The following is a 23,439-nucleotide window of genomic DNA, read 5'->3' as shown; positions in this document are numbered from 1 at the left end:
ACCAGTCTCGCAAAAGCCGAGCACCTCCCGTGTCACTGCGTCGTTGACCGGGGAGGATCAGCTATGTCTGGTGCGGGAATGACCCGAAATGCGAGGAGTGCACCCATGGGCCTGATGGACAACCTCAAGGGCAAGGCCGAGGAACTGAAGGAGAAGGCCAGCGAGCTGGCCGGGAAGCACGGCGACAAGATCGACGGCATGGTGGACAAGGCCGGTGAGACGATCGACAAGGCCACCAAGCACAAGTACTCCGACAAGATCGTGAAGGGCACCTCCGCGACCAAGCACGCCCGGGACGACTTCGCGGCCAAGCCCACGGACGACCTGCCGCCGACCGCGGGCGGCCCGACGCCGCCGACCGGCCCGACCCCGCCGGCCGCGGGCGGCCCGACGCCGCCGACCGGCCCGACCCCGCCGGCCGCGGGCGGCCCGACCCCGCCGGTCCCGCCCGCCAACGGCTGAACCGGCGCGTCAGCGCCAGGAGGCCACCAGGTAGCCGACGCCGTACGGGGCGTCCTCGTAGCGCAGTTCACCGCCGAGCGCGGCGCCCTCCGCGGCGCCCGCCAGCACCTGCCACGGGGCACGCCCCTCGGCCATCAGCTCCGCCGACAGCTCCGCGTCCAGCCCGGCCAGCGCCGCCGCGTCCGCCCCGGCCAGCGCGAGCGCCACCGCGCGGTCGTACCCCTCGGCCCGCCCGTCCAGATACCCGGGGGCCTTCACCGAGCGCCGGGCGCTGCCGTCCCCCAGCACCAACAGGCCCACCCGGTCCGCGAGTTCGGCCAGCCCCCGGCCCAGGCCCAGCAGCCGCTCCGGCACCGTGTCCGGCCGCACCGCGACGGCGTGCGTCGGCACCCGCACGCCCGCCTCCTCCAGCAGCCACGCCCCCACCGTCAACGCGGGCGACAGCTCCGGACCGTCCACCCCGCCCAGCGGCAGCCGCACCGCCTTCGCCACCCCGTACCGGCGCAGCGAGCCCGCGCCGCCCTCCGTCCACACCCCGGCCCGCTCACCGGTCCCGACCACCACCACCAGATCGACCCCGGCCAGCTCCCCCACCGCCGCCAGGCACGCCTCCCGCAGCCCCGCCACCTCACCGGCGGCCCCCGCCGCCACCTCCGGCACGAGCAACGGCGGGCAGGGGCACACGGCGGCGGCAGCAAGCATGTCGATCACTCTACGCGCCACCGACCGGACGGAACCGGGGACGCTGAGCGAACCGCTGCGCCGGGCGTGGCAGACGGTTGCGGACAGGGGCGCGGGGAACTGCGCGGCCCAGCGGGCGCGCACCGGCGGATCGCGACGCAGGACAGCGCCTCGCACCCTCCCGCGACCCCACCGACGTGCGACTCCCGCCGCGCGCGGTTCCCCGCGCCCCCGGATGCGCGTCCGCCCCCGGATGCGCGTCCGCCTCCGCTAGCAGCCGCACCCGTCGCCGCTCGGCGCGGTCGCCGGCTGCTTGGGCGCGCCGATCGTCGGCAGCCCCAGCATCACGCCGGCCGGCTTCGCGGTCGGCGGGGCCGCCTGCCGCTTCTCCCAGGCGTCGCCCGCCCGGGTGCGGCGGACGGCGAGCGCGGGGCCCTCCGCGAGGAGGTGGTGCGGGGCGGCGTAGGTGATCTCGACGGTGACCATGTCGCCGGGCCGCACGCCGCCCTCGGGCCGCGCGCCGTGCTCTTCGTTCTCCCCTCGCAAGCTCCGGGAGAAGTGGACCAGCCGGTTGTCGGGGGCGCGGCCGGAGAGCCGGTCGGTGCGGTCGTCCTTCTTGCCCTCGCCCTCGGCGACCAGGATCTCCAGCGTGCGGCCGACCTGCTTCTTGTTCTCCTCCCAGGAGATCTCCTCCTGGAGGGCGATCAGCCGGTCGTAGCGCTCCTGCACCACGGCCTTGGGCACCTGGTCCGCCATGTCGGCGGCCGGCGTCCCCGGGCGCTTGGAGTACTGGAAGGTGAAGGCGTTGGCGAACCGGGCCTCGCGCACCACGTGCAGGGTCTGCTCGAAGTCCTCGTCCGTCTCGCCGGGGAAGCCGACGATGATGTCGGTGGAGATCGCCGCGTCCGGCATCGCGGCCCGGACCTTCTCGATGATGCCGAGGAAGCGTTCCTGCCGGTAGGAGCGCCGCATCGCCTTGAGGACGGTGTCGGAGCCGGACTGCAGCGGCATGTGCAGCTGGTGCATCACGTTGGGCGTCTCGGCCATCGCGGCGATGACGTCGTCGGTGAAGTCGCGCGGGTGCGGGGAGGTGAACCGGACCCGCTCCAGGCCCTCGACCTGGCCGCAGGCGCGCAGCAGCTTGCCGAACGCCTCCCGGTCGCCGAGGTCGGAGCCGTACGCGTTGACGTTCTGCCCGAGCAGGGTGACCTCGACGACGCCCTCGGCGACCAGCGCCTCGACCTCGGCGAGGACGTCGCCGGGCCGGCGGTCCTCCTCCTTGCCGCGCAGGGCGGGGACGATGCAGAAGGTGCAGGTGTTGTTGCAGCCGACCGAGATCGCGACCCAGGCGGCGTACGCGGACTCGCGCCGGGTGGGCAGGGTGGAGGGGAAGGTCTCCAGCGATTCGAGGATCTCGACCTGGGCCTTGCGCTCGACGGCGGCGCGCTCCAGCAGGGCGGGCAGGTGGCCGATGTTGTGGGTGCCGAAGACCACGTCGACCCAGGGGGCCTTGCGGACGATGGTCTCGCGGTCCTTCTGCGCCAGGCAGCCGCCGACGGCGATCTGCATGCCGCGGTTGGCCTGCTTGGCGGGGGCGAGCCGGCCGAGGTTGCCGTACAGCTTGTTGTCGGCGTTCTCGCGGACCGCGCAGGTGTTGAAGACCACCAGGTCGGGGTCGCCGTCGCCGGCCGCCTTGGCGTAGCCGGCCTCCTCCAGCAGCCCGGACAGGCGCTCGGAGTCGTGGACGTTCATCTGGCAGCCGTACGTGACGACCTTGTAAGTTCGCAAGCTCTCCTCCATACCCACAGAGCCAAGGGTAAGGGCAGCGGCGCGGGCCTCCCGCCGGGGTGCGGGCGGCGGGGAGGGGGCTCCCGCCGGGCGGTGGGGGCTGGCAGTATCCACGGCATGGCTGCTGCGAACCCGCTCCTCCGCCCCGGCGCCGCGCTGCGGTCCGCGGCCCGTTCCGTGCTGCGCGGCCGGCTGGTGCGGGTCGCCGCGGTGCTGCTGCTGGTGGCGGGGGGCGCGGGCGGCTGGTGGGTGTCCTCGGCGCGCTCCTCGTCCGGCCCGCACGGGCGGGTGGCGTTCGCCACCGGGGTGGACGGCGGGGTGTACGACCGCTACGGCGTGCTGCTGCAGCAGTACCTGGGCGACCACATGCCGGGGCTGAAGGTGCAGCTGGACAACTCCGAGGGCTCGCTGGACAACCTGGAGCGGCTGGTGACGCACCAGGACGACTTCGCGGTGGCCACGGCGGACGCGGTGGCCAGCTTCGGCAGTCCGGACAAGCCGGGGCTGCGGGCGATCGCCCGGCTGTACGACGACTACATGCAGCTGGTGGTGCCGGCCGACTCGCCGGTGCACTCGGTGGCGGACCTGCGCGGGCTGCGGGTCGGGGTGGGGCAGGCGAAGTCGGGCGTGAACCTGGTGACCCGGCGGCTGCTGGAGGCGGCGGGCCTGAACCCGGACCGGGACGTGCGGCCGTCGCCGGTCAGCGTCGTCCAGGCCGCGGACGAGCTGCAGCGCGACCGGCTGGACGCGTTCTTCTGGTCGGGCGGCCTGCCGACCGCGGCGCTGTCCGACCTGTCGGAGCGGACCCCGATCCGGATCGTCCCGATGGGCGACCTGTCCGACCCGCTGCACCAGCTGGCGGGCCCCGGCATGGACGCGTACCGGGCGGCGACCATCCCGGCGGACGCCTACCCGGACGTGGAGCCGGAGCGGACGGCGGTGCCGACGGTCGCGGTGCCGAACCTGCTGGTGACCCGGGCGGACGTGGACCCGGCGCTGGTGGAGGCGCTGACCCGGGCGGTGATCGACAGCCGGGACGACATCGGCCGCCAGGTGCACGCCGCCCAGCTGGTGGACCTGCGCACCGCGGTGTACACCGACCCGCTGCCGCTGCACGAGGGCGCCCGGCGCTACTACCAGTCCGTCAAGCCCTGAGCCGCCGCCCCGGCCGCCGCCGCGGAGCCCGGCGCGGGCCGGTCAGCGCCGCCGCCGGGGCACGCTGAGCCGCACGGTCAGGCCGTGCGGCTCGGCGGGCTCGAAGCCGAGGCCGCCGCCGCCGGCCAGCAGCAGGGTGCGGGCGATGGACAGGCCGAGGCCGGAGCCGTCGATGTTCTGGTGCCGGGAGGAGCGCCAGAACCGGTCGCCGACCCGGTCCAGCTCCTCCTCGGTGAGGCCCGGTCCGGCGTCGGTGACGGTGGCGGTGACCTCGTCCTTGCCGATCAGCAGGCCGACCCGGACGGTGCTGCCGGCCGGGGTGAACTTCAGCGCGTTGTCCAGCACGGCGTCCAGCGCGCTGCCGAAGCCGATCGGGTCGGCCCAGGCGTGCGCCATCGGCGGACCCTCCCAGTGCAGGGCGACGCCGCGCTGCTCGGCGAGCGGGCGCCAGGCGTCGGCCCGGGTGCGGACCAGGTCGACCAGGTCGACCGGCTCGGGTTCGGGCCGGGAGCCCTCGGCGGTGGCCAGGCCGAGCAGGTCGTCCAGGACCCGGGCCAGCCGGGCGCCCTCCTCGCGGACCGCGACGAGTTCCTCCTCGTGGCCCTCGGGCAGGTCCAGGCCGATCAGCTCGACCCGCAGCAGCAGCGCGGCGAGCGGGTTGCGCAGCTGGTGGGAGGCGTCGGCGACGAAGGCCCGCTGCTGGTCGATGGCGAGCACCACGTGGTCGGCCATGTCGTTGAAGGAGCGGGCCAGCCGGCGCAGTTCGGGCGGTCCGCCGCTGGGGGCGACCCGGGCGCCGAGCCGTCCGGTGGCGATGTCGTGGGTGGCCCGGTCCAGGGTGCGGACGGGGCGCAGCACCCAGCCGGTGAGCCGGACGGCGAGCAGGATGGCGACGATCATGGCGAGCGCCTCGCCGCCGGCCAGCACCATCCAGCGGTGCAGGACGCGCGAGCGCAGCCCGTCGGTGGGCGACTCGGTGAGCACCACGGCGATCACGTCGCCGTCCCGGACCACCGGCAGGGCGACGGCCAGGGTGCGGTCGGGGGTCCAGGGCCAGACCTGCGGCGGGTTGTGGCTGCGGCGGCCGGCCAGGGCCTCCTGGTACGCCTGCCGGCCGGGCCCGGCGGCGGGGGGCCGCCAGCCGCCGGGGGAGACCGCGATGGCGCTGCCGTCGCGCTGGAAGAGGCCGATCCGGGCGCCGTACAGCTCCTGGTAGCGGTCGGCCTCGGTGGCCAGGGCGTGCAGTCGGCCGTTGTCGCCGGGGCCGGGCTGCGGGTCGCCCTTGACGGCGGTGGTGAGGCGGCCCTGGGTGGGCAGGTCCTGGGCGAAGCGGGCGGCGTCGTCGATCCGGTCGACGACCACCTTGGACTGCTCGGAGGCGGCGATCAGGTAGGCCAGGGGCACCCCGAGCGCGGCCAGCACGCAGGCCATCAGGGCGATCAGGATGCCGAGCAGGCGGTTGCGCACGTGCGGTCAGCGCCCCGCCGCGCCGTCGCGGGAGCCGGTGCCGTCCTGGGAGCCGGAGCCGTGCCCGGGACCGGTGGTGCCGTGCCCGGGGCCGCTGTCGGGCTGCTCGGGGCCGCTGTCGGGCTGGTCGGGGATCAGCCGGTAGCCGACCCCGCGGACGGCCTCGACCAGGCCGGGCAGGCCGAGCTTGGTGCGCAGCGAGCCGATGTGCACCTCCAGGGTGCGGCCGTTGCCCTCCCAGCCGGAGCGCCAGACCTCGCTGAAGATCTGTTCGCGGCGGTAGACCACGCCGGGGCTCTGGGCGAGCAGCGCCAGCAGGTCGAACTCCTTGCGGGTGAGCGGGACGTCGCGGCCCTCGACGGAGACCCGGCGGCGCTCGCGGTCGATCTCGACGCCGCGGGAGGCCAGCGGCCCGGACGGCTCGGGGCCGTTCTCCTCGGTGCTGCGGGGGGTGCCGCGGCGGGCCACGGCGTGGATCCGGGCCAGCAGCTCGCCCATGTCGTAGGGCTTGACCACGTAGTCGTCGGCGCCGAGGTTGAGGCCGTGGATCCGGGAGCGGATGTCGGCCCGCGCGGTCACCATGATCACCGGGACGCCGCTGCCGGCCCGGATCCGGCTGCACACCTCGAAGCCGTCGCGGTCGGGCAGGCCGAGGTCGAGCAGCACCACCCGGTAGGGGTCGCTGCCGTCCGGGACGAGCGCGTCCAGCGCCTCGTGGCCGCTGCGGGCGTGCCGGACCTGGAAGCCGTGCCGGCCGAGCACCGCCACCAGGGCGGAAGCCACGCGGTCGTCGTCCTCGACCAGGAGCAGGCGCATCGGGTTTCCTTTCCGTGGGGTTCGTTCGGGCTGGTTCGGACACGTGCGGGCGTTCGGTGCCGCGGCCCGCGCCCGGGTCGGGGCACGGCCCGCGGCAGCGCGTTGTCATGGCCGGGCCCGCGGCGGGACCGGGCCATCCTGGCATCCATGCCCATCCGGCGTCACCCGGTCAACCGGGTTGCCCGGTCCGTTACCCAGCCGGTATCCGCTACCCGTCGACTACCCGGCGTAGCCGAACCGTGATCCTCAAGTTCAGCTCAGATCGGCTGACGAGGGGTCGTGTACCTGCCTAAAGTCACCCCGTCCGGGGGTCGTGGGCTCCGCCGGCTCCGGCCCCCGGACATCAGACGGACCATCACCGGCTCTGCGGCCCTTGCGAGTTGGCCCGGGTTCGGAGGACGAGGGAGCGAGCCGCGATGACCGAGAACAGTGCCGGGCTGCCCGAGCCGGAAGGCGGCGGGGCCGCCCCGCTGGTGGCGCTGCGCGGGGTGAACAAGCACTTCGGCGCGCTGCACGTGCTGCAGGACGTCGACCTGGAGATCGCCCAGGGCGAGGTCGTGGTGCTGATCGGCCCGTCCGGTTCCGGCAAGTCCACGCTGTGCCGCACCATCAACCGGCTGGAGACCATCGACTCCGGCACGATCGAGGTGGACGGCCGCCCGCTGCCCGCCGAGGGCCGCGAGCTGGCCCGGCTGCGCGCCCAGGTCGGCATGGTGTTCCAGTCCTTCAACCTGTTCGCGCACAAGACGGTGCTGCAGAACGTGGTGCTCGCCCAGGTGAAGGTCGGCCGGGTGCCGAAGGCGCAGGCCGAGCGGACCGCCCGCGAGCTGCTGGAGCGGGTCGGCGTCGGCGCGCAGGCCGACAAGTACCCCGCCCAGCTGTCCGGCGGCCAGCAGCAGCGGGTGGCGATCGCCCGCGCGCTGGCGATGGACCCGAAGGTGATGCTGTTCGACGAGCCGACCTCGGCCCTCGACCCGGAGATGGTCAACGAGGTGCTGGAGGTGATGCGTTCGCTCGCCGCCAAGGGCATGACCATGGTGGTGGTGACCCACGAGATGGGCTTCGCGCGCTCGGCCGCCAACCGCGTCCTGTTCATGGCGGACGGCCGGATCGTGGAGGAGAACACCCCGGAGGCGTTCTTCACCGCGCCGCGCAGCGACCGCGCCAAGGACTTCCTCTCGAAGATCCTGCACCACTGAGTCCGACATTGATCTAGCGTCAGTTCGCATTTGCCCGGAGCCAGCGATGGCCCCTACCGAGGAGAGAACGACCGCATGAAGGCCCGTCGTACCGTAGCCGCCGCCCTGTCCGTGCTCGCCCTGACCGCGGTCGCGGCCTGCGGCAAGGACGGCACCCCGAACTCGGACGCCGGCGGGAAGGGCGGCTCGGCCGCCCCCCAGCTGCCGACCTACCAGGTGAACGCCGACGCCAAGCTGGACGGCTCGCCGGTGTGGACCAAGGCCAAGGCGAGCGGCAAGCTCCGCATCGGCGCCAAGTCGGACCAGCCGTTCCTCGGCTTCGAGGACGTGCAGACCGGCAAGCGCAACGGCTTCGACATCGAGATCGCCAAGATGATCGCCGCCGACCTCGGCTTCTCCGCGGACCAGGTCGAGTTCACCACGATCAACTCCAGCGCCCGCGAGACCTCGATCGCCGGCGACCAGATCGACTACTACGTCGGCACCTACTCGATCAACGACAACCGCAAGAAGCAGATCGACTTCGCCGGCCCGTACTACATCGCCGGCCAGTCGCTGCTGGTGAACAAGGACGACACCTCCATCACCGACGCGAAGTCGACCAGCGGCAAGGCGGTCTGCACCGTCACCGGTTCGACCTCGGTCGACAACATCAACAAGTACGGCGCCAAGGTCACCACCTTCGAGAGCTACTCGCTCTGCGTGGAGAAGCTGCTCACCAAGGAGGTCGACGCGGTCACCACCGACGACGCGATCCTCAAGGGCTACGCCGCGAAGAACCAGGGCAAGCTCAAGGTCGTCGGCGAGCCGTTCTCCACCGAGCGCTACGGCGTCGGCCTGAAGAAGGGCGACGCGGTGCTGCAGAAGGCGATCAACGACGCCCTCAAGAAGCACGAGGACAACGGCGACTGGAAGAAGGCGTACGACGCCACCCTGGGCCTGTCCGGCTCGGCCGCGCCGTCCGTCCCCGCGCTGGACCCGACCGCCTGACGCCCGACCCGACCGATACCGAGAAAGGAGGGCCGCCGGCATGGGCATACCGTTCGAGGACGGCAACTTCTCGCTGTTCGTCCGCGGGTTCCTGGGAACGCTCGAACTGAGCGCGCTCAGTGCCCTGTTCGCCCTGCTGCTGGGTTTCATGCTGGCGGCCTTCCGCGTCTCGCCGGTCCCGGTGCTGCGGGCCTTCGGCGGCACCTGGGTGACGATCTTCCGCAACACCCCGCTGACCCTGCTGTTCTTCGCGGTGACCTTCGTGCTGCCGCGGCTGGACGTGCACATCAGCAGCTTCACCGCCGCCGTGGCCGCGCTCAGCGTCTACACCGGCAGCTTCGTCTGCGAGGTGCTGCGCGCGGGCATCAACACGGTGCCGCTGGGCCAGGCCGAGGCCGCCCGCTCGCTGGGCATGGGCTTCGGCCAGACCCTCGGCCTGGTGGTGCTGCCGCAGGCGGCCCGGGCGGTGACCGCGCCGATGGGCTCGGTGTTCATCGCGCTGCCCCGCAACTCGGCCATCGCCGGCGCCTTCAACGTGTTCGAGCTGTTCAGCGTGCAGAAGACCCTGACCGAGAAGGGGTACGCCATCTTCGCCATCTTCTTCTGGGTGGCCCTGGCCTACCTGGTGATCAGCTTCGCGATCGGCACGGTCGTCTCCGCCCTGGAGCGGCGCACGGCGGTGACCCGATGAGCACCCGCACCGCCTCCGTCCTGTACGACGTCCCCGGCCCGCGGGCCCGGCGGCGCTACCTGCTGCTCGGCGCGCTCGGCGCGCTCGGCATCGCCGCCCTGCTCTGGTGGGTCGTCTCCACCCTGGCCGACCAGGGCCAGTTCGACGGCTGGCTGTGGGACTCCTTCCAGTACACCGCCGTCCAGCAGCGCATCCTCGACGGCGTCCTGGCCACCCTGAAGGCCTTCGGCCTGGCCGCGGTCGGCTCGCTGGTGCTCGGCTCCCTGCTCGCGGTCGGACGGCTGTCCGACCACCGCCCGGTGCGGGCGGTGTGCACCGCGGTGGTCCAGTTCTTCCGGGCCATGCCGCTGGTGATCATGATCTTCGCGCTCTACCAGGCGGTGTTCACCGCCCGGCCGATGTGGGGCCTGGTCATCGGCCTGGTCCTCTACAACGGCGCCGTGCAGGCCGAGATCATCCGCTCCGGCATCAACGCCGTCCCGCGCGGCCAGTCCGAGGCGGCCCACGCCCTGGGCCTGCGCAAGACCCAGGTGATGAGCCTGGTGCTCGTCCCGCAGGCGGTCCGGACCATGCTGCCCGCGATCATCGGCCAGCTGGTCGTCACCCTCAAGGACACCTCGCTCGGCTACATCATCACCTACCCCGAGCTGCTGTACGTGGGCAAGCTGATCGCCTCCAACTCCGACGGCTACCCGTACATCCCGGTCGTCCTGGTGATCACCCCGATCTACATCGCCATGTGCCTCGCCCTCGGCGGCCTGGCCCGCTGGATCGAGTCCCGCGGCCGTCGCGGCGCGAAGCCCCGCCGCACGTCCGCTGCTTGACGGACACCCAGGTGATCTGTTGCATTGCTCTTCGTGACACCACCTGGGACCTCCCACCCGGCATATGACGCACCGGCGGCCGCGGCCGCCCGCCCGAAGGCCCCGACATGGACGCGGTGATCATCGTCGGGGCCGGGCCGGTCGGTCTCGCCCTGGCCCTCGCCCTGGCCCGCAACGACGTGCCCAGCACCGTCCTGGACGAGGGCACCGGCGTGAGCCCGGAGAGCCCCCGCACCGTCGTGCTCGGCGGCGACACCGCCGCCTTCCTGGCCCGGATCGGCTACACCCGGGTGGTCTCCGACGCCGCCCGCTGGGACGCCTTCACCGTCTGGCGCCGCCGCGCCGAGGTGCTGCGCCTGCCGCTGGACGCCGAACCCGTGCTGCACCTCGCCCAGCACCGCCTCCAGCGCGGCCTGCGCGACGCCGTCGCCGCCACCCCGCTGATCCGCCTGCTGCCGCGCCACCGGGTGGTCGAACTCGCCCAGGACCGCGACGGGGTGACGGTCCGCACCACCTCCGCCGGGGAGGAGGCCTGGTGGCACGGCAGCCACCTGGTCGGCTGCGACGGCGCCCGCTCCACCGTCCGCAAGCTGCTCAAGGTCCGCTTCCCCGGCCGGCCCGCCGTCGACCGGCACGCCGTCGCCACCGTCCGGGTCGACCTGCCCTTCCCCGGCGAGGCCCGGCTGCACCGCGAACCCCCGTGGCGCGGCGACCGCGAGGCCTCCGCCCGCCCGCTGCCCGACGGCCTGTGGCGGCTCGACTGGCGGCTGCCCCCCGGCCGCCCCCAGCCCACCGAGCCCGTCGACCCGCACGCCACCTGGCCCGGCATCGTCACCGGCGACACCCTGCTCACCCGGGTCACCGCCGCGCTCACCGGCTGGTGCGGCGAACTCCCGCCCCACCAGCTGCTGGCCGCCGCCGACCACACCTACCAGCAGCGGCTGGCCGGCCGGTTCCGCACCGGCCGCTGCTTCCTCGCCGGCGACGCCGCCCACCTGCACGGCGCCCTCGGCATGCAGAACCTCGCCGACGGCCTGCGCGACGCCGACAACCTCGCCTGGCGGCTCGCCCTCGCCTGGCACCTGCCCCCCGGCACCGAGCGCGCCGACCGCGCCCTGCTGGACGGCTACGAGGCCGAGCGCCGCGGCGCGGTCGGCGCCCGGCTGCGCGCCGTCGACCAGAGCATGCCGCTGCTGCGCCCGCTGCGCGGCTGGGCCGAGACCCGGCGCGCGCTGATCTCCGGCTCCTTCCGCAAGCACGCTCCGCTGCTCGCCGACGGCCAGCTCGGCACCGGCCGCTTCGGCGGCGCCCCCGCCTACCCGGCCGCGCCCTCCGGCGTCGCCCCCCGCGTCCCCGAGCAGCGCGGCGCCGGCCGCGGCACCGCGCTCACCGAGCAGCTCCCGGCCACCGCCCCCGGCGTCCTGGTCCCCGACCTTCCGGTGGTCACCGCCGACGGCGCCGCGGACACCCTCCGGGCCCGCCTCGGCGGCCCGTTCCTGCTGGTCCTGGTCGCCCCCGGCACCACCGTCTGGTCCGCCGAGCACTGGCTCGGCGCCGGCCTGATGCCCCGCCTGGCCGAACTCGCCGCCGCCCTCCCCGTCCCCACCGAGGTCCTGGTCACCGACGGCTACCCCGGCGCCACCCCGCACACCGTCCTGCTGATCCGCCCCGACGGCCACCTGCTGGGCACCACCCCCGGCCTCCAGCCCGAGACCCTGCACGCCCTGACCGCCCCGCTCACCCCCAAGCCGGGCCTGGAGCAGGAACCGACCAAGGGCTGACCGGCCTCCCCCGCGCCGGGGTCCGACCGCGGGGGTTCGAAGACGGGGGGTTCGAAGACGGGTCCTAGCGGGCTACCTCGGTCGCCCGCGACTCCCGCACCACCGTGATCCGGATCTGCCCCGGGTAGGTCAGTTCCTCCCGGACCTGCCGGGCGACCTCCTTGGCGATCTCCTGCGCCCGCAGGTCGTCCACCGCCTCCGGCTGCACCATGACCCGGACCTCCCGGCCGGCCTGCATCGCGTAGACCTTGGTGACGCCCTCGTGCGCCCGGGCGATCTCCTCCAGCCGCTCCAGCCGGCGGACGTACGCCTCCACCGACTCCTTGCGCGCGCCCGGCCGCCCGGCCGAGCAGGCGTCGGCGGCCTGGGTGAGCACCGCCTCGACGGTCTTCGCCTCGATCTCGCCGTGGTGCGCCGCTATCGCGTGCACGACCTCCTCCGCCTCGCCGTGCCGCCGGGCGAACTCCGCGCCGATCGCGGCGTGGCTGCCCGGCACCCGGTGGCTGAGCGCCTTGCCGATGTCGTGCAGCAGCGCGGCCCGGCGCACCTGCTCGGGGTCGACGCCGAGCTCCGCGGCCATCATCCCGGCCAGGTGCGCGGACTCCACCAGGTGCCCGAGCACGTTCTGCCCGTACGAGGTGCGGTAGCGCAACGTGCCCAGCGTGCGGACCAGTTCGGGCGACATCTCGCCGCTCGCGCCGATCCCGACGGTGAGCAGCGCGTCCTCCCCGGCCCGGACGCAGAGCCGCTCGACCTCGACCCGGCTGCGCTCGTGCGCCTCCTCGATCCGCGCCGGGTGGATCCGCCCGTCGACCAGCAGCGCCTCCAGGGTGAGCCGGGCGCTCTCCCGGCGGACCGGGTCGAAGCAGGAGAGCTGCACCAGGCCGGGGGTGTCGTCGACGATCAGGTTGACGCCAGTGACGGCCTCGAAGGCGCGGATGTTGCGGCCCTCGCGCCCGATCACCCGGCCCTTCATGTCCTCGCTGGGCAGCCGCAGGGTGGTGACCACGGTGTCGGCGGTGTGCTCGGCGGCCAGCCGCTGGACGGACGAGGCGATGATCTCCCGGGCCCGGCCCTCGCCCTCGGTGACCGCCCGCCGCTCGATCTCCCGGACGCTCAGCGCGGCTTCCCGGCGGGCCTCCGACTCGGCGGCCCGGACGATCTCCTCGCGGGCCTGGGCGGCGGTCAGCCCGGCGGTGCGCTCCAGCAGCAGGCGGTTCTCCACTGCCTGGCCGGCGAGTTCGTCGCGCACCCGCTCGGCGTCGGCGGCGCGGGCGGCGAGTTCGTCCTCGTGCGCGTGCAGGCGGTGCAGTTCGGAGGTCAACCGCTCCTCGCGGCGGTCGAGTTCGGCCCGGCGCTGCCGGAGCATCAGGAACCCGGCGGCCAGCACCAGCACCAGGGCGCCGATCAGCACTCCGGCCGCCAGCAGCAGGGAGGAACCCGTTTCGGTGCCCTGAGCGATGCCCATCCGGCCACTCCCCGTCCTGCTCACGCTACCGCCGAGGCGACCTCCGCGATCGTCCTGCCACTGAGTGTGAGGCTAGGCCGAGGTTACGAAACGGTCAAGATGCGATCGAGAATTGGCTCCGGCGATCTGATCACCGGTCATCACATCGCACCGCACCACATCTCGCCCCGCGTCCCGCGCCCCGCACCCGTGGTCAGTCGTCCGCGTCCGCCCAGTCCTCCGCACCCTCCTCCGCACCGTCGGCGCCTTCCGCGTCCAGCGCCTCCCGGACCACCCGGAACGCCAGGCCCTCGGCGTAGCCGCGCCGGGCCAGCACCCCGACCAGCCGCCGGGTCCGGACGTCCCGGTCCAGCCCGGCGGTGGAGCGCAACTTCCGGGCCACCAGCGCCCGGGCGGCCTCCGACTCGTCCTCGGCGTCCACCTGGAGCAGGGCCCGCTCGGCGGCCTCCCCGACGACGCCCTTGGTCCGCAACTCCTGGGCCAGCGCCCGCCGGGACAGCCCGCGCACCGCGTGCCGGGACTCCACCCAGGCTTCGGCGAAGGCGGCGTCGTCGATCAGCCCGACCTCCTCCAACCGGGACAGCACCTGCTCGGCCACCTCGTCCGGGATCTCCTTGCGGCGCAGCGCGTCGGCCAGCTGCTTGCGGGACTTGGCGGCCCCGGTGAGCAGCCGCAGGCAGATGTCCCGGGCCCGGTCCGCCGGATCGCCGACCGGCTCGACGGCCCGCGCCCGCCCGCGCCGTCCCGACCGCGACTCCCCGTCGCCGGTCCGTTCGCCCCCCGCGCGCCCGGTCTCCGCGCGTTCGGTCTCGCCGCGTTCGGCCTTGGTGCGCCGCCGGGCCCGCGGCCGCTCCGCCGCCACCGGCTCCGCGGCCGGCAGCTCCCCCAGCGCGCTGCGCCGTCGCCGCCTGCCCCCGGGCAGCTCGGACGCCCGCACCAGCCCGGGCAACTCCCCCACCGGAGCGGCCGGTTCCCCGGCCGCCGCCGCGAACCAGTCCGGCGGGCCGTCCGACTCCGGCGCCGGCTCCTCCTCTTCCCCCGCGACGGCCGCGAACCAGTCCGGCGGGCCGTCCCCGCTCCCGTGGTCGCCGGCGTCCCCGGGAACGCCCGCACCGGGCCCGTCCTCGGACGGACCCGGTGCCGGGTGGTCGTGCTGCTGGTGGCGTGTCAACGGATCAGCTCTTGGCAGCGGCCGCCGTCTTCTTGGCCGCGGCCTTCGCGGGGGCCGCCGCGGCCGGGACCACGGCCGGGACCTCCGCCGCGGGAGCCTCGCCCTCGCCCTCGGCGACGGGCGACTTCGGGCCGATGCCCAGCTTGCCCTTGATCTTGGCCTCGATCTCGTCGGCCAGCTGCGGGTTGTCGCGCAGGAAGTTGCGGGCGTTCTCCTTGCCCTGGCCGAGCTGGTCGCCCTCGTAGGTGTACCAGGCGCCGGACTTCCGGATGAAGCCGTGCTCCACGCCCATGTCGATCAGGCCGCCCTCGCGGCTGATGCCGACGCCGTAGAGGATGTCGAACTCGGCCTGCTTGAACGGCGCGGCGACCTTGTTCTTGACCACCTTGACGCGGGTGCGGTTGCCGACCGCGTCGGTGCCGTCCTTCAGGGTCTCGATCCGCCGGATGTCGAGGCGGACCGAGGCGTAGAACTTGAGCGCGCGCCCACCGGTGGTGGTCTCCGGCGAGCCGAACATCACGCCGATCTTCTCGCGCAGCTGGTTGATGAAGATCGCGGTGGTGTTCGACTGGTTCAGCGCACCGGCGATCTTCCGCAGCGCCTGGCTCATCAGCCGGGCCTGGAGGCCGACGTGCGAGTCGCCCATCTCGCCCTCGATCTCGGCGCGCGGCACCAGCGCGGCCACCGAGTCGATGATCACCAGGTCGATCGCGCCGGAGCGGATCAGCATGTCGGTGATCTCCAGCGCCTGCTCGCCGGTGTCCGGCTGGCTGACCAGCAGGGCGTCGGTGTCCACGCCGAGCTTCTTGGCGTACTCGGGGTCGAGCGCGTGCTCGGCGTCGACGAAGGCGACGGTGCCGCCGGCCCGCTGCGCGTTGGCGGCGATGTGCAGGGTCAGGGTGGTCTTGCCGGAGGACTCGGGGCCGTAGATCTCGACCACCCGGCCGCGCGGGATGCCGCCCACGCCGAGCGCCACGTCGAGGGCGGTGGATCCGGTGGAGATCACCTCGACCGGCTCGTTCGCCTTCTCGCCGAGGCGCATCACCGAGCCCTTGCCGAACTGTCGCTCGATTTGGGCGAGTGCGGCCTCAAGGGCCTTCTCGCGGTCCGTTCCTGCCATGGCTTCCACCCTCGGGTTCTGTCCTGTGCGCTTCATCGTCACCGACGCTAGCGCGTCCCACCGACAATCGGCCCCGGACGGGCTCGGCCTGTGGAAAACTCCGCGCCGAAGAGTACAAAGAACATCTGTTCGATTCCAGTGTCGCACCTCACCCGCCCGTTCCGGGGCCGCGCCGCCCGGTGCGGCGCGGCGCGGACCCGGACCGACTCAACGGGCGCTGCCCATGCCCCGGTCGGCCTCGGCCCCCTCCAGCAGCAGGGTGGTCTCCTCGATCCGGCGGAACCGGCCGTCCGCCGCCAGGTCGGCGAACACGTAGACCTCCATGCTCACGGTGGAGCCGTCGGTCTTGACCAGGTGCGCGGTGTGCCGGTCCGCGTAGCGGTCGCCGTCGCGCAGCTCCTCGTGGACCTCGAACCGGCCCCCGGCGACGACGCCGCGCAGGTGCGCGATGTGGTCGACGAACTGCGCGCGGTCGGCCCACTCGCCGTCGGTGCGCTGGCGGTAGTCAGGGGTGAAGTGGCGGTCGGCGGCCTCGGCGACGGTGAGGTCGCGGTCGAGCAGGAGGTCGGTGAGCGCGGCCTCGATGCCGGTGCGGGTCATGGCGGGGTCCTTCCGTCGATGCGGATCGAAATGCGTGCGCGGCGCACGCTTCTTCCAGGACTCTAGCCCAGATGCGTGCGCGGCGCACGCATCTGGGCCGAAAAAGCGTGCGCCGCGCACGCTAATCTGGTGGGCATGGAGAACGACACGGGCACCGCCATCGCCGAAGCACTCGGCGTCCTGCTCCGCCGCACCACCCGGGTCCGGCTGCACCGGCAGCTGACCGAGGGCCTGGGGCCGGCCCTGGACGAGTTGACCTACCCGGTCCTCAGCGCACTGGCCCGCACCGGCCCGCACAGCGCCGCCGACCTGGCGCCCGAGATCGGGCTGGACCGCTCCGGCACCACCCGCCGGGCCTCCCGCCTGGAGGAGGCGGGCCTGATCCGCCGCGAGCCGGACCCGGCCGACCGCCGCGCCCACCTGCTGGTCCTGACCCCGCAGGGCGAACGGGCCGTCGCGGAACTCCGCCGCCGCCTGACCGAACGCATCACCGAGGGCCTCGCCGACTGGCCGCCGGGCGAGGCCGAGGACTTCGCCCGCCAGCTGCGCCGCTTCACCACCGAGGGCCCCTTCGCCTGACCCGCCCGGCACCCCCCGCCCGGCCGCGGACCCCGCCCGACAGCCCGACCCCGGGCCCCGCTTCAGCGCCCGCCGGAGCCCGGCCCCGCCTCGACGCCCACCGAGGCGCGGCCCCCGACCCAAGCCCCACCACCGCCACCCGCCGGACCGCTCAGCTCCCCCCGGTCCGCAGGTCGACGCCGTGCCGGTGGGCGTCCGCCGCGACGACCCGGGTGGCCAGTCCGGCCAGCAGGCGCCGCTCGTCCCCGGTCAGCGCCGCCGCGAAGGCGTCGATCCGCTCGGCGAACTCCGCCGCGACCCGCTCCGCGAGCTCCCGCCCGGCGGGGGTGGCGGAGACCCGGTAGGAGCGGCGGTCGGTGGCGCTGGCCTCGCGGACCACCAGGCCGCGGCGCTGCGCCCGGTCGACCAGGCCGGTGACCGAGGACTTGTCCAGACCCAGCAGCCGGCCCAGTTCCCGCATGGCGGGCTCGCGGTCGCGGAGCACGCCGAGCAGCCGGACCTGGATCATCGACAGGTCCTGCCGGGCCGCGATCTCGGCCAGGGCGCCGTGGACGAGGAAGGTGAGCTGGGCCAGCCCGTCGACCAGGCCGAGGTCCGCCACGGAGGCGGAGGCGGAGGCGGAGGCGGCAACGGAAACAGGGGCGGAGGCGGAGTCGGGCCGGGCGCCCTCGGAGGAAGTCATGGGCCCGATCATAGTTGAAAAGGTTTGCGCCACGTACTACTTTTGGTACGTGGCACAAACCAACCCCTGGAGGAACCCCGTGGAGATCCGCGCCGCCGTCGTCGACTCGTTCGACCGCCCGCCCCGCTACCGCCCCTTCGACCTCCCGGCGCCGACCGACGAGGACCACGCGCTGGTCGACGTCCTCGCCGTCGGCCTGCACCCCCGGGTGCGCACCGGCGCGTCCGGGCGGCACTACACCAGCACCGGGCGGCTCCCGCTGGTCCCCGGCGTCGACGGCGTCGGCCGCCGCGCGGACGGCACCGCGGTGTACTTCGTCGCCGACGACGACCTGGTCGGCCCGATGGCCACCCGCACCGTCATCGACACCCGCCGCAGCATCCCGCTGCCCGAGGGCACGGACCCGGTGCGGATCGCGGCCGCGATGAACCCCGCGATGTCGTCCTGGGTGGCGCTGCGCCGCCGCGTCCCGCTCCGACCGGGGCAGTCGGTCCTGGTGCTGGGCGCGACCGGCAACGCCGGGCGGATGGCGGTCCAGGTCGCCGGGCGCCTCGGGGCCGGCCGGGTGGTGGGCGCCGGCCGCGATCCGGAGCGGCTGGCGGCCCTGCCCGGCCTGGGGGCGGACGCGACCGTCGCGCTCACCGCCGACGCCGACGCCACCGCAGCGGCCCTGGCGGAGGCCGCCGCCGAGGTGGACGTGGTGCTCGACTACCTGTGGGGCGAGCCGGCCGCCGCCGCGATGTCGGCCCTGCTGCGGGCCAGGTCGGACCGGAGCCGGGCGCTGGACTGGGTGCAGATCGGCTCGGTGGCGGGCCCCTCGCTCGACCTGCCCTCGGTCCTGCTGCGCTCGGCCGACCTGCGCCTCCAGGGCAACGGCCAGGGCGCCGTCTCCACCCGCGCCTACCTGGCCGAACTGCCCTCCCTGATCGAGGAGATCGACCACGGCCGACTCACCGTCCCCGCCCGGACCGCGCCGCTCGCCGACGTGGAGACGGTGTGGACCGCCCCCGAGGCCCCGGGCGTGCGCACCGTCCTGCTGCCCTGACCGCCCACCCGCGCACGGCCGGCGCCCGGCCTCCGCGGGGCACCGGCCGCGGGGGTTCAACTCAGCATGTCCTCCCCGGCGTTCGGCACCTCGGCGCCGGCCCTGTCGAAGAACTGCCAGGACACGGCCCGCTTCCCGCCCTGCTCCGGCACCACCGTCCGCCGGTACGGGGAGTCCCCGACGGTGACCAGCGGCGGTTCGGAGGCGGTGCCGTCGTCCCAGGTCACCACCACCTTGGCGATGTCCGGGCCGAACGCCATCACGGCGAGCGCGACCGGCAGCGGCCCGGGGTGGTCGCCCTTGGTCCGGGCCGCCATCATGCCGCCGCTGAAGGTCGTGCCCGTCCCCGGCTCCAGGTGCCCGGGGGCCGGGTAGCCGCCCTGCTCGTCGTACTTCTGCCGGACCCCGTCCAGGGTCGCGCAGGTGTTGACGACGTCCTCGTTCGGCTGCCGGTACTGCTGGACGTACGCCTCCGTGGGCCGGTCCGGCGAGGGGTCGACGGCGCTGCGCTCCTGCCAGACCGCGACCGCCTGCTCGTACGCCCGCCCCTGCGGGGCGACCGGCCAGAGCGCCTCCCAGAGCTTCCACTCCTTGCCGTCCACGACGCCCTGCCCGATCACCGCCCGGACGGGCGTGAGCGGGTCCCGGGGGGCCGCGGACGAGGACACGGCCGACGGGGACGCGGCGGCCGGGCCGCCGTCGCCCCCGGTGCCGGCCGGGCCGGTCGACTGCGGGGTGCGCGCACCGGCCGGTCCGGCGTGCGGTCCGGCCGCCGCGCCGCCGCCCAGGACCACCACCGAGGCCAGCGCGAGCGCGCCGACCGCGGTCCGGCGGCGCCGGCGGATCCGCCGTCCCCCGGCCTCGACGCCCTCGACCGGGACCGGCCCGATCGGCACCTGCGCCGCGGCCCCGGCGAGCCCGAGCTCGACCCACATCTCGCCGTCCCCCCGCGTTCCGTCGCCACCCGTGGTCACACCGCACCCCCGATCCGTGTCATGTCCTTCGACTGCCCCAGGCCCGCGGTCTCCCGCAGCCGGGCTGTCCCCTTGGCGGCGTGGCTGCGCACGGCCCCGGCCGAGCACCCCATCGCCGCTGCCGCCTGGCTGTCGCTCAGGTCCTCCCGGTGCCGCAGCACCACGGCCTGCCGCTGCCGGGCCGGCAGCGTCGCGAGGGCCGCCATCAGCTCCCGGCGCTGGTCCGACCTGACGTACCCGTCCTCGGGCCCGGCCGTGTCCGGCACGGCCTCCACCAGCACCTCCGGGGGCCGGCGGCGCCAGCGGCGGGCGTGCTGGTCGACCATGATCCGGCGCACGTGGCTGTGCGGGTCGTCGGCCCGGCGGACCTTCGTCCAGGCCGCGCAGGTCCGCTCCGCGGCGGACTGCGCGAGGTCCTCCGCCGCGTGCCGGTCGCCGGTCAGCAGGTACGCCGTCCGCAGCAGCCAGGGCCACGCCCCCACGATGAACGCCCGGAAATCCTGCTCCGGGCCGCTCCGCGTCTCTTCTCCCATGAACACCTCCTCACCCGTCCGGAGCCCGGAGGAGGTGCGAAACGCTCACCCGCCCGGTCACTCCCCCGGCGGTTCCTCCCGCCGCTCCCCGTCCGACCGGCCCCCACCGGCACCGTCCGCACCCGAACCACCCGCGCCGTCGGAGCCACCCGCGCCGCCGGAGCCACCCGAGCGCCCCGTGCCGCCCGACACCATCCGCCGCAGCCGCCGCACGGTGTGCCGCCGCCGTTCGCGCCGCTCCTCGCCGTGGTCGATCCGCGGGTCGTCCTCGACCTCGTAGCGGCGCACGTACGTCCCGACGAAGCCCTGCAGGGTGGCCGCGACCGGGATGGCGATCAGCGCGCCGACCGCGCCGAGCAGCGCGGCCCCGGCGATCACCGCGCCGAACGCGACGGCGGGGTGCACGTCGACCGTCTTCGCGGTGATCCGCGGGTGCAGCAGGTAGTTCTCGATCTGCTGGTAGACGGTCACGAAGGCCAGTACCCACAGCGCGTCCACCGGCCGCACGGTCAGCCCGACCAGGACCGGCAGCGCGCCGGCCAGGTAGGTGCCGATGGTCGGCACGAACTGCGACATGACGCCGACCCAGACGGCCAGCGCGGCGGCGTACGGCAGCCCGATGATCGCGAAGAACGCCCAGTGCGCGAGCGCGGAGATCAGCGCGAGCAGCGCCCGGGAGTAGAGGTAGCCGCCGGTCTTGGCGAGCGCGATCTCCCAGGCCCGCAGCACCTCGCCCTGCTTGGAGGGCGGCAGCAGCGAGCAGACGGTGCGCCGCACCCGGGGGCCCTCGGCGGTGAAGTAGAAGGTGAACAGGCCGACGGTGAACGCCTGGAACAGCCCGCCGATGACGGTGCCGGTGACGCCCCAGACGTTGTCGGCGGCCTGCTGGGCGTACTTCTCGATGGTCCCGGAGTCCTTGAGCACCTGGTGCTGGAGCTGGTCGAGCGACAGGTCGGTGTGGAAGGTGTGGTTGATCCAGTTGATCAGGTCCTGGAGCAGCTGCGGGAGCTTCCCGGCGATCTGGGTGATCTGGTCGACCAGCAGGGTGCCGAGCGAGGCCAGGAAGCCGGCGGCGGCGATGAACAGGCCGATGAACACCAGGAAGGTGCCGAGGCCCCGGCGCACCCCCCGGGCGGCCATCCGGTCGACGGCGGGCTCCATCGCCAGCGACAGGAAGAACGCCACCAGCAGCATCACGAACAGGTCGATCAGCTGGTGGAAGGCCCAGTCGGCGAGCTGGAACAGCCCGACCCCGAGCAGCGCCAGCAGCAGTGCCCTGGGCAGCCAGCGGGGCATCGCGCCGCCGCCGAGCTCGGCCCGGCGCAGCAGCCGGGCGGCCACCGTGTCCGCCCCCTCGGCGCCCGGGCTCCCGGTGCCCGCCCTCGCGGTGTCGGCGGCTTCCACCGCGTCGGCCGCCCGGGCCGTGGTGCCGGGCGCGGTGTCGGGGGCCGGGTCGCCGGTCGGGTCGGGGTTCTCTGCGCTGCTCGCCACCGGGACAGTCTCACCCACTCCGGCGCGAATAATCTCACCTCAGTTGCGGCGACACCCCCTGCGTGGCGCAGACCACCCGCCAGACGTCCTTGGCCTCCCACCCGGCGTCCAGCGCCTGCCGGACGGTGCGGCCGCCGAGCTCGCCCATCACGTGGTCCTGGGCGAAGGACTCCGCGTACGCCTCGCCGAAGTGCTCGTGCATCCGTCGCCAGAACTCGGTCAGCCTCATGCGCCCCAGTATCGGGCACCGGCCGCCCGCCCCGGGCGGTGGTCAGCCCGTCGGCAGGGTGAGCAGGCCGGCGCCGTAGAAGTCGCGGTCCTGGCAGCCGAGCGGCAGGGTCGTGGTGCAGCCCCGGTCGGCGGCCAGGGCCAGCGCGGCGGCGATCCGGTCGGGGCTCCAGTCGGGGTGCTGGGCGGCGACCACGGCGACCGCGCCGGTGACGTGCGCGGCGGACATCGAGGTGCCGGCCAGCGCGGCGTACCGGCCGCCGGGCCAGTCGGAGACGATCGCGCCCTGGGTGCCGCCGTCGGGGTCGCCGCCGGGGGCGGCGACGGAGACCTTGCCGCGCCCGTAGTTGCTGTACCCGGCGGGCAGGCCGTTGCGGTCGACGGCGGTGACGGTGACCACGCCGGGCAGTTCGCCGGGCAGCCGGATGCACTCGGTGCCGAGCTGCCGGTCGTCCGGGGGGCCGGTGGTGCGGTCGTTGGGGCTGCGCTGGTCGGTGCGTCCGGCGTTCAGGTCCTGGCCGTCGTTGCCGGCCGAGGCGACCACCACGGCGCCCTTGCGCTGGGCGTAGGCGACGGCCCGGCCGACGGCGGCGGCCAGCGCGGCCTGGTCGGCGTCCTCGGGGCAGTTGTACTTCCACGGGTCGGCGAAGTAGCTGTCGTTGATCGCGCGGGCGCCGTGGTCGGCGGCCCAGAGCATGCCGCAGACGATGTTCTCGGTGTAGTACTGCCCGAGCGGTCCGAGCAGCCGGACGGCGGCGATCCGCACGCCGGGGGCGACGCCGGTGACGCCGTGGCCGTCGCGGGCGGCGCCGACGATCCCGGCGACGTGGGTGCCGTGGCCGCTCTCGTTGATCGCGTCGTCGGGCCGCCAGGCGCCGCTGCGGGAGTCGGGGCGGCCGTCGGCGCAGGACGCGGAGGCGGCCGGGTCGACGGCGGCCCGCAGGTCGGGGTGGGTGTCGTCGACGCCGGAGTCCAGGACGGCGACGGTGACCTTGGACAGCTGCTGGGCGGTGGGCAGCGCGCCGGCCCGGTCGGCGGAGGCCGGGCCGGCCCGGTCGGCGACCGGCGGGCGCAGCAGGGCGGCGCCCCGCCCGGCGGGGCGGTCGAGGGCGCCGATCATGGCGAGGTTCCAGTCGGACTGCTCGCCGGGGTCGGGCACGGTGGCGGTGGAGTCGTCGGCCCCCTCGACCGTCTCGACGGCCGCCCCCGGGCCCGTCGTGCCGCGCGCGGCGGCCCGCTCCGCGTCCCCGAGCGGCAGCGCGCCGGGCCGGGCGCCGGCGGCGGTGCCGGTGCCGGTGTCGAAGGCGGCGCCGGCCAGCGGCCGGGGCGGGGAGGGCACCGGGACGGTGCGGGTGGCGCCGACGGCGGCTATCCCGGGCCGTCCGCGCAGCTTCTCGGCGAACCGGGGCCCGGCGTAGGCGAGCACCGCGCCGATCTGCGGGTAGTCCTGGACGACCTTGCCGCCGACCGCCCGGGCCTGGTCGCCGGCGTGCTCGGCGCCCCGGGCGTCGGTGCGCTCGTCCAGCACCAGGTAGCTGAGGTAGGTGTCGCCGGTGCCGGTGACGTAGGGGACGGCGCCGCCGAGCAGCAGTCCGGTGAGCAGCGTCGCGCCGAGCACCCGGACGCTGCGGCGCCGGCGGGGGGCGGGGGTGCTGCCGGGGGCCTGGCTCACCTGCTCCATCGCACGCTCTCCG

At 74.8% G+C, this 23,439-nt stretch carries 23 protein-coding genes; 9 read left to right on the top strand and 14 right to left on the bottom strand.

Going from position 1 to position 23,439, the window contains the following annotated elements:
* Positions 1 to 105 precede the first annotated feature (105 nt).
* Positions 106 to 462, top strand: coding sequence for an antitoxin (locus ACIQVD_RS29395; RefSeq protein ID WP_402292231.1), 357 nt, complete (start codon positions 106 to 108; stop codon positions 460 to 462).
* A 9-nt stretch (positions 463 to 471) separates the two neighbouring features.
* Here the strand turns inward: ACIQVD_RS29395 and ACIQVD_RS29390 are convergent, their stop codons facing one another.
* Positions 472 to 1,164, bottom strand: coding sequence for a hypothetical protein (locus ACIQVD_RS29390; RefSeq protein WP_400690341.1), 693 nt, complete (start codon positions 1,162 to 1,164; stop codon positions 472 to 474).
* A gap of 249 nt (positions 1,165 to 1,413) precedes the next feature.
* On the bottom strand, positions 1,414 to 2,943 hold the full coding sequence (gene miaB / locus ACIQVD_RS29385) for a tRNA (N6-isopentenyl adenosine(37)-C2)-methylthiotransferase MiaB (protein ID WP_402292230.1): 1,530 nt from the start codon (positions 2,941 to 2,943) through the stop codon (positions 1,414 to 1,416).
* A gap of 105 nt (positions 2,944 to 3,048) precedes the next feature.
* Here miaB and ACIQVD_RS29380 point away from each other — a divergent pair, with 105 nt between their 5' ends.
* Positions 3,049 to 4,086, top strand: a complete 1,038-nt coding sequence (locus ACIQVD_RS29380) for a TAXI family TRAP transporter solute-binding subunit (RefSeq protein ID WP_400690337.1) — start codon at positions 3,049 to 3,051, stop codon at positions 4,084 to 4,086.
* Positions 4,087 to 4,128: 42 nt separating this feature from the next.
* On the opposite strand, the gene ACIQVD_RS29375 is transcribed toward ACIQVD_RS29380, so the two are convergent.
* Positions 4,129 to 5,553, bottom strand: coding sequence for a HAMP domain-containing sensor histidine kinase (locus tag ACIQVD_RS29375; protein ID WP_111555743.1), 1,425 nt, complete (start codon positions 5,551 to 5,553; stop codon positions 4,129 to 4,131).
* A gap of 6 nt (positions 5,554 to 5,559) precedes the next feature.
* Positions 5,560 to 6,369, bottom strand: coding sequence for a response regulator transcription factor (locus ACIQVD_RS29370; RefSeq protein WP_402292229.1), 810 nt, complete (start codon positions 6,367 to 6,369; stop codon positions 5,560 to 5,562).
* A 416-nt stretch (positions 6,370 to 6,785) separates the two neighbouring features.
* Between ACIQVD_RS29370 and ACIQVD_RS29365 the strand changes: the two genes are divergently transcribed.
* From ACIQVD_RS29365 to ACIQVD_RS29345, 5 genes are all read left to right on the top strand, one after another.
* The gene (locus tag ACIQVD_RS29365) at positions 6,786 to 7,568 is read left to right on the top strand and encodes an amino acid ABC transporter ATP-binding protein (protein WP_400690331.1); all 783 of its coding nucleotides are present in this window, start codon (positions 6,786 to 6,788) and stop codon (positions 7,566 to 7,568) included.
* Between the two features lie 75 nt (positions 7,569 to 7,643).
* Positions 7,644 to 8,558 (top strand): glutamate ABC transporter substrate-binding protein, encoded by a 915-nt coding sequence (locus tag ACIQVD_RS29360; RefSeq protein ID WP_400690328.1) that lies wholly within the window; start codon positions 7,644 to 7,646, stop codon positions 8,556 to 8,558.
* Between the two features lie 40 nt (positions 8,559 to 8,598).
* Entirely contained in the window at positions 8,599 to 9,249 is a 651-nt protein-coding gene (locus tag ACIQVD_RS29355; RefSeq protein WP_100840413.1) for an amino acid ABC transporter permease, read from the top strand.
* Positions 9,246 to 10,073 (top strand): amino acid ABC transporter permease, encoded by an 828-nt coding sequence (locus tag ACIQVD_RS29350; RefSeq protein ID WP_400690324.1) that lies wholly within the window; start codon positions 9,246 to 9,248, stop codon positions 10,071 to 10,073. Before ACIQVD_RS29355 ends, ACIQVD_RS29350 begins: the two co-directional genes overlap by 4 nt.
* Positions 10,074 to 10,180: 107 nt before the next feature.
* The gene (locus ACIQVD_RS29345; protein WP_400690321.1) at positions 10,181 to 11,854 is read left to right on the top strand and encodes an FAD-dependent monooxygenase; all 1,674 of its coding nucleotides are present in this window, start codon (positions 10,181 to 10,183) and stop codon (positions 11,852 to 11,854) included.
* A 64-nt stretch (positions 11,855 to 11,918) separates the two neighbouring features.
* On the opposite strand, the gene rny is transcribed toward ACIQVD_RS29345, so the two are convergent.
* The 4 genes from rny to ACIQVD_RS29325 all read right to left on the bottom strand — a co-directional run bounded on the left by rny (position 11,919) and on the right by ACIQVD_RS29325 (position 16,213).
* Positions 11,919 to 13,322 carry a ribonuclease Y gene (rny, locus tag ACIQVD_RS29340; protein WP_400690318.1) on the bottom strand — a complete coding sequence of 468 codons (1,404 nt, stop codon included), beginning with the start codon at positions 13,320 to 13,322 and terminating at the stop codon, positions 11,919 to 11,921.
* A gap of 193 nt (positions 13,323 to 13,515) precedes the next feature.
* The gene (locus ACIQVD_RS29335) at positions 13,516 to 14,493 is read right to left on the bottom strand and encodes a regulatory protein RecX (protein ID WP_402292227.1); all 978 of its coding nucleotides are present in this window, start codon (positions 14,491 to 14,493) and stop codon (positions 13,516 to 13,518) included.
* 4 nt (positions 14,494 to 14,497) lie between these two features.
* Positions 14,498 to 15,613, bottom strand: coding sequence for a recombinase RecA (gene recA, locus ACIQVD_RS29330; RefSeq protein ID WP_402292226.1), 1,116 nt, complete (start codon positions 15,611 to 15,613; stop codon positions 14,498 to 14,500).
* Positions 15,614 to 15,820: 207 nt separating this feature from the next.
* The gene (locus ACIQVD_RS29325) at positions 15,821 to 16,213 is read right to left on the bottom strand and encodes a nuclear transport factor 2 family protein (protein WP_400690309.1); all 393 of its coding nucleotides are present in this window, start codon (positions 16,211 to 16,213) and stop codon (positions 15,821 to 15,823) included.
* Between the two features lie 135 nt (positions 16,214 to 16,348).
* Here ACIQVD_RS29325 and ACIQVD_RS29320 point away from each other — a divergent pair, with 135 nt between their 5' ends.
* Positions 16,349 to 16,792 carry a MarR family winged helix-turn-helix transcriptional regulator gene (locus ACIQVD_RS29320; RefSeq protein ID WP_400690307.1) on the top strand — a complete coding sequence of 148 codons (444 nt, stop codon included), beginning with the start codon at positions 16,349 to 16,351 and terminating at the stop codon, positions 16,790 to 16,792.
* Between the two features lie 151 nt (positions 16,793 to 16,943).
* Here the strand turns inward: ACIQVD_RS29320 and ACIQVD_RS29315 are convergent, their stop codons facing one another.
* Positions 16,944 to 17,474, bottom strand: a complete 531-nt coding sequence (locus ACIQVD_RS29315; protein WP_402292225.1) for a MarR family winged helix-turn-helix transcriptional regulator — start codon at positions 17,472 to 17,474, stop codon at positions 16,944 to 16,946.
* Positions 17,475 to 17,553: 79 nt separating this feature from the next.
* Between ACIQVD_RS29315 and ACIQVD_RS29310 the strand changes: the two genes are divergently transcribed.
* Entirely contained in the window at positions 17,554 to 18,519 is a 966-nt protein-coding gene (locus tag ACIQVD_RS29310; protein WP_402292224.1) for a zinc-binding dehydrogenase, read from the top strand.
* A 56-nt stretch (positions 18,520 to 18,575) separates the two neighbouring features.
* Here ACIQVD_RS29310 and ACIQVD_RS29305 read toward each other — a convergent pair whose 3' ends face one another.
* From ACIQVD_RS29305 to ACIQVD_RS29285, 5 genes are read right to left on the bottom strand one after another with little or no spacing between them, the layout of a single operon-like run.
* Positions 18,576 to 19,454 carry a hypothetical protein gene (locus ACIQVD_RS29305; RefSeq protein ID WP_402292223.1) on the bottom strand — a complete coding sequence of 293 codons (879 nt, stop codon included), beginning with the start codon at positions 19,452 to 19,454 and terminating at the stop codon, positions 18,576 to 18,578.
* Positions 19,455 to 19,489: 35 nt separating this feature from the next.
* Positions 19,490 to 20,026: a SigE family RNA polymerase sigma factor gene (locus ACIQVD_RS29300; protein ID WP_402292222.1), complete on the bottom strand. Its 537-nt coding sequence runs from the start codon at positions 20,024 to 20,026 to the stop codon at positions 19,490 to 19,492.
* Between the two features lie 57 nt (positions 20,027 to 20,083).
* Entirely contained in the window at positions 20,084 to 21,517 is a 1,434-nt protein-coding gene (locus ACIQVD_RS29295) for an AI-2E family transporter (protein ID WP_400690295.1), read from the bottom strand.
* Between the two features lie 34 nt (positions 21,518 to 21,551).
* The gene (locus ACIQVD_RS29290) at positions 21,552 to 21,746 is read right to left on the bottom strand and encodes a DUF3046 domain-containing protein (protein WP_100840424.1); all 195 of its coding nucleotides are present in this window, start codon (positions 21,744 to 21,746) and stop codon (positions 21,552 to 21,554) included.
* A 42-nt stretch (positions 21,747 to 21,788) separates the two neighbouring features.
* On the bottom strand, positions 21,789 to 23,426 hold the full coding sequence (locus ACIQVD_RS29285) for a S8 family serine peptidase (RefSeq protein WP_400690291.1): 1,638 nt from the start codon (positions 23,424 to 23,426) through the stop codon (positions 21,789 to 21,791).
* Between the last annotated feature and the right edge of the window lie 13 nt (positions 23,427 to 23,439).

Source organism: Kitasatospora sp. NPDC090308 (assembly GCF_044769485.1).
Lineage (GTDB): Bacteria > Actinomycetota > Actinomycetes > Streptomycetales > Streptomycetaceae > Kitasatospora > Kitasatospora fiedleri.
The sequence above is the reverse complement of the archived record's forward strand: the minus strand, read 5'-3'. Positions and strand labels throughout refer to the sequence as shown.

What these genes read in the sequence shown, in the direction of transcription:
- ACIQVD_RS29315 (WP_402292225.1), bottom strand. Translation starts at nt 17,474, where the DNA reads ATGACTTCCTCCGAGGGCGCCCGGCCCGACTCCGCCTCCGCCCCTGTT.
- ACIQVD_RS29395 (WP_402292231.1), top strand. Translation starts at nt 106, where the DNA reads ATGGGCCTGATGGACAACCTCAAGGGCAAGGCCGAGGAACTGAAGGAG.
- ACIQVD_RS29325 (WP_400690309.1), bottom strand. Translation starts at nt 16,213, where the DNA reads ATGACCCGCACCGGCATCGAGGCCGCGCTCACCGACCTCCTGCTCGAC.
- ACIQVD_RS29380 (WP_400690337.1), top strand. Translation starts at nt 3,049, where the DNA reads ATGGCTGCTGCGAACCCGCTCCTCCGCCCCGGCGCCGCGCTGCGGTCC.
- ACIQVD_RS29360 (WP_400690328.1), top strand. Translation starts at nt 7,644, where the DNA reads ATGAAGGCCCGTCGTACCGTAGCCGCCGCCCTGTCCGTGCTCGCCCTG.
- ACIQVD_RS29320 (WP_400690307.1), top strand. Translation starts at nt 16,349, where the DNA reads ATGGAGAACGACACGGGCACCGCCATCGCCGAAGCACTCGGCGTCCTG.
- ACIQVD_RS29365 (WP_400690331.1), top strand. Translation starts at nt 6,786, where the DNA reads ATGACCGAGAACAGTGCCGGGCTGCCCGAGCCGGAAGGCGGCGGGGCC.
- ACIQVD_RS29350 (WP_400690324.1), top strand. Translation starts at nt 9,246, where the DNA reads ATGAGCACCCGCACCGCCTCCGTCCTGTACGACGTCCCCGGCCCGCGG.
- ACIQVD_RS29370 (WP_402292229.1), bottom strand. Translation starts at nt 6,369, where the DNA reads ATGCGCCTGCTCCTGGTCGAGGACGACGACCGCGTGGCTTCCGCCCTG.
- miaB (WP_402292230.1), bottom strand. Translation starts at nt 2,943, where the DNA reads ATGGAGGAGAGCTTGCGAACTTACAAGGTCGTCACGTACGGCTGCCAG.
- ACIQVD_RS29355 (WP_100840413.1), top strand. Translation starts at nt 8,599, where the DNA reads ATGGGCATACCGTTCGAGGACGGCAACTTCTCGCTGTTCGTCCGCGGG.
- recA (WP_402292226.1), bottom strand. Translation starts at nt 15,613, where the DNA reads ATGGCAGGAACGGACCGCGAGAAGGCCCTTGAGGCCGCACTCGCCCAA.
- ACIQVD_RS29345 (WP_400690321.1), top strand. Translation starts at nt 10,181, where the DNA reads ATGGACGCGGTGATCATCGTCGGGGCCGGGCCGGTCGGTCTCGCCCTG.
- ACIQVD_RS29300 (WP_402292222.1), bottom strand. Translation starts at nt 20,026, where the DNA reads ATGGGAGAAGAGACGCGGAGCGGCCCGGAGCAGGATTTCCGGGCGTTC.
- ACIQVD_RS29305 (WP_402292223.1), bottom strand. Translation starts at nt 19,454, where the DNA reads ATGTGGGTCGAGCTCGGGCTCGCCGGGGCCGCGGCGCAGGTGCCGATC.
- ACIQVD_RS29285 (WP_400690291.1), bottom strand. Translation starts at nt 23,426, where the DNA reads ATGGAGCAGGTGAGCCAGGCCCCCGGCAGCACCCCCGCCCCCCGCCGG.
- rny (WP_400690318.1), bottom strand. Translation starts at nt 13,322, where the DNA reads ATGGGCATCGCTCAGGGCACCGAAACGGGTTCCTCCCTGCTGCTGGCG.
- ACIQVD_RS29390 (WP_400690341.1), bottom strand. Translation starts at nt 1,164, where the DNA reads ATGCTTGCTGCCGCCGCCGTGTGCCCCTGCCCGCCGTTGCTCGTGCCG.
- ACIQVD_RS29290 (WP_100840424.1), bottom strand. Translation starts at nt 21,746, where the DNA reads ATGAGGCTGACCGAGTTCTGGCGACGGATGCACGAGCACTTCGGCGAG.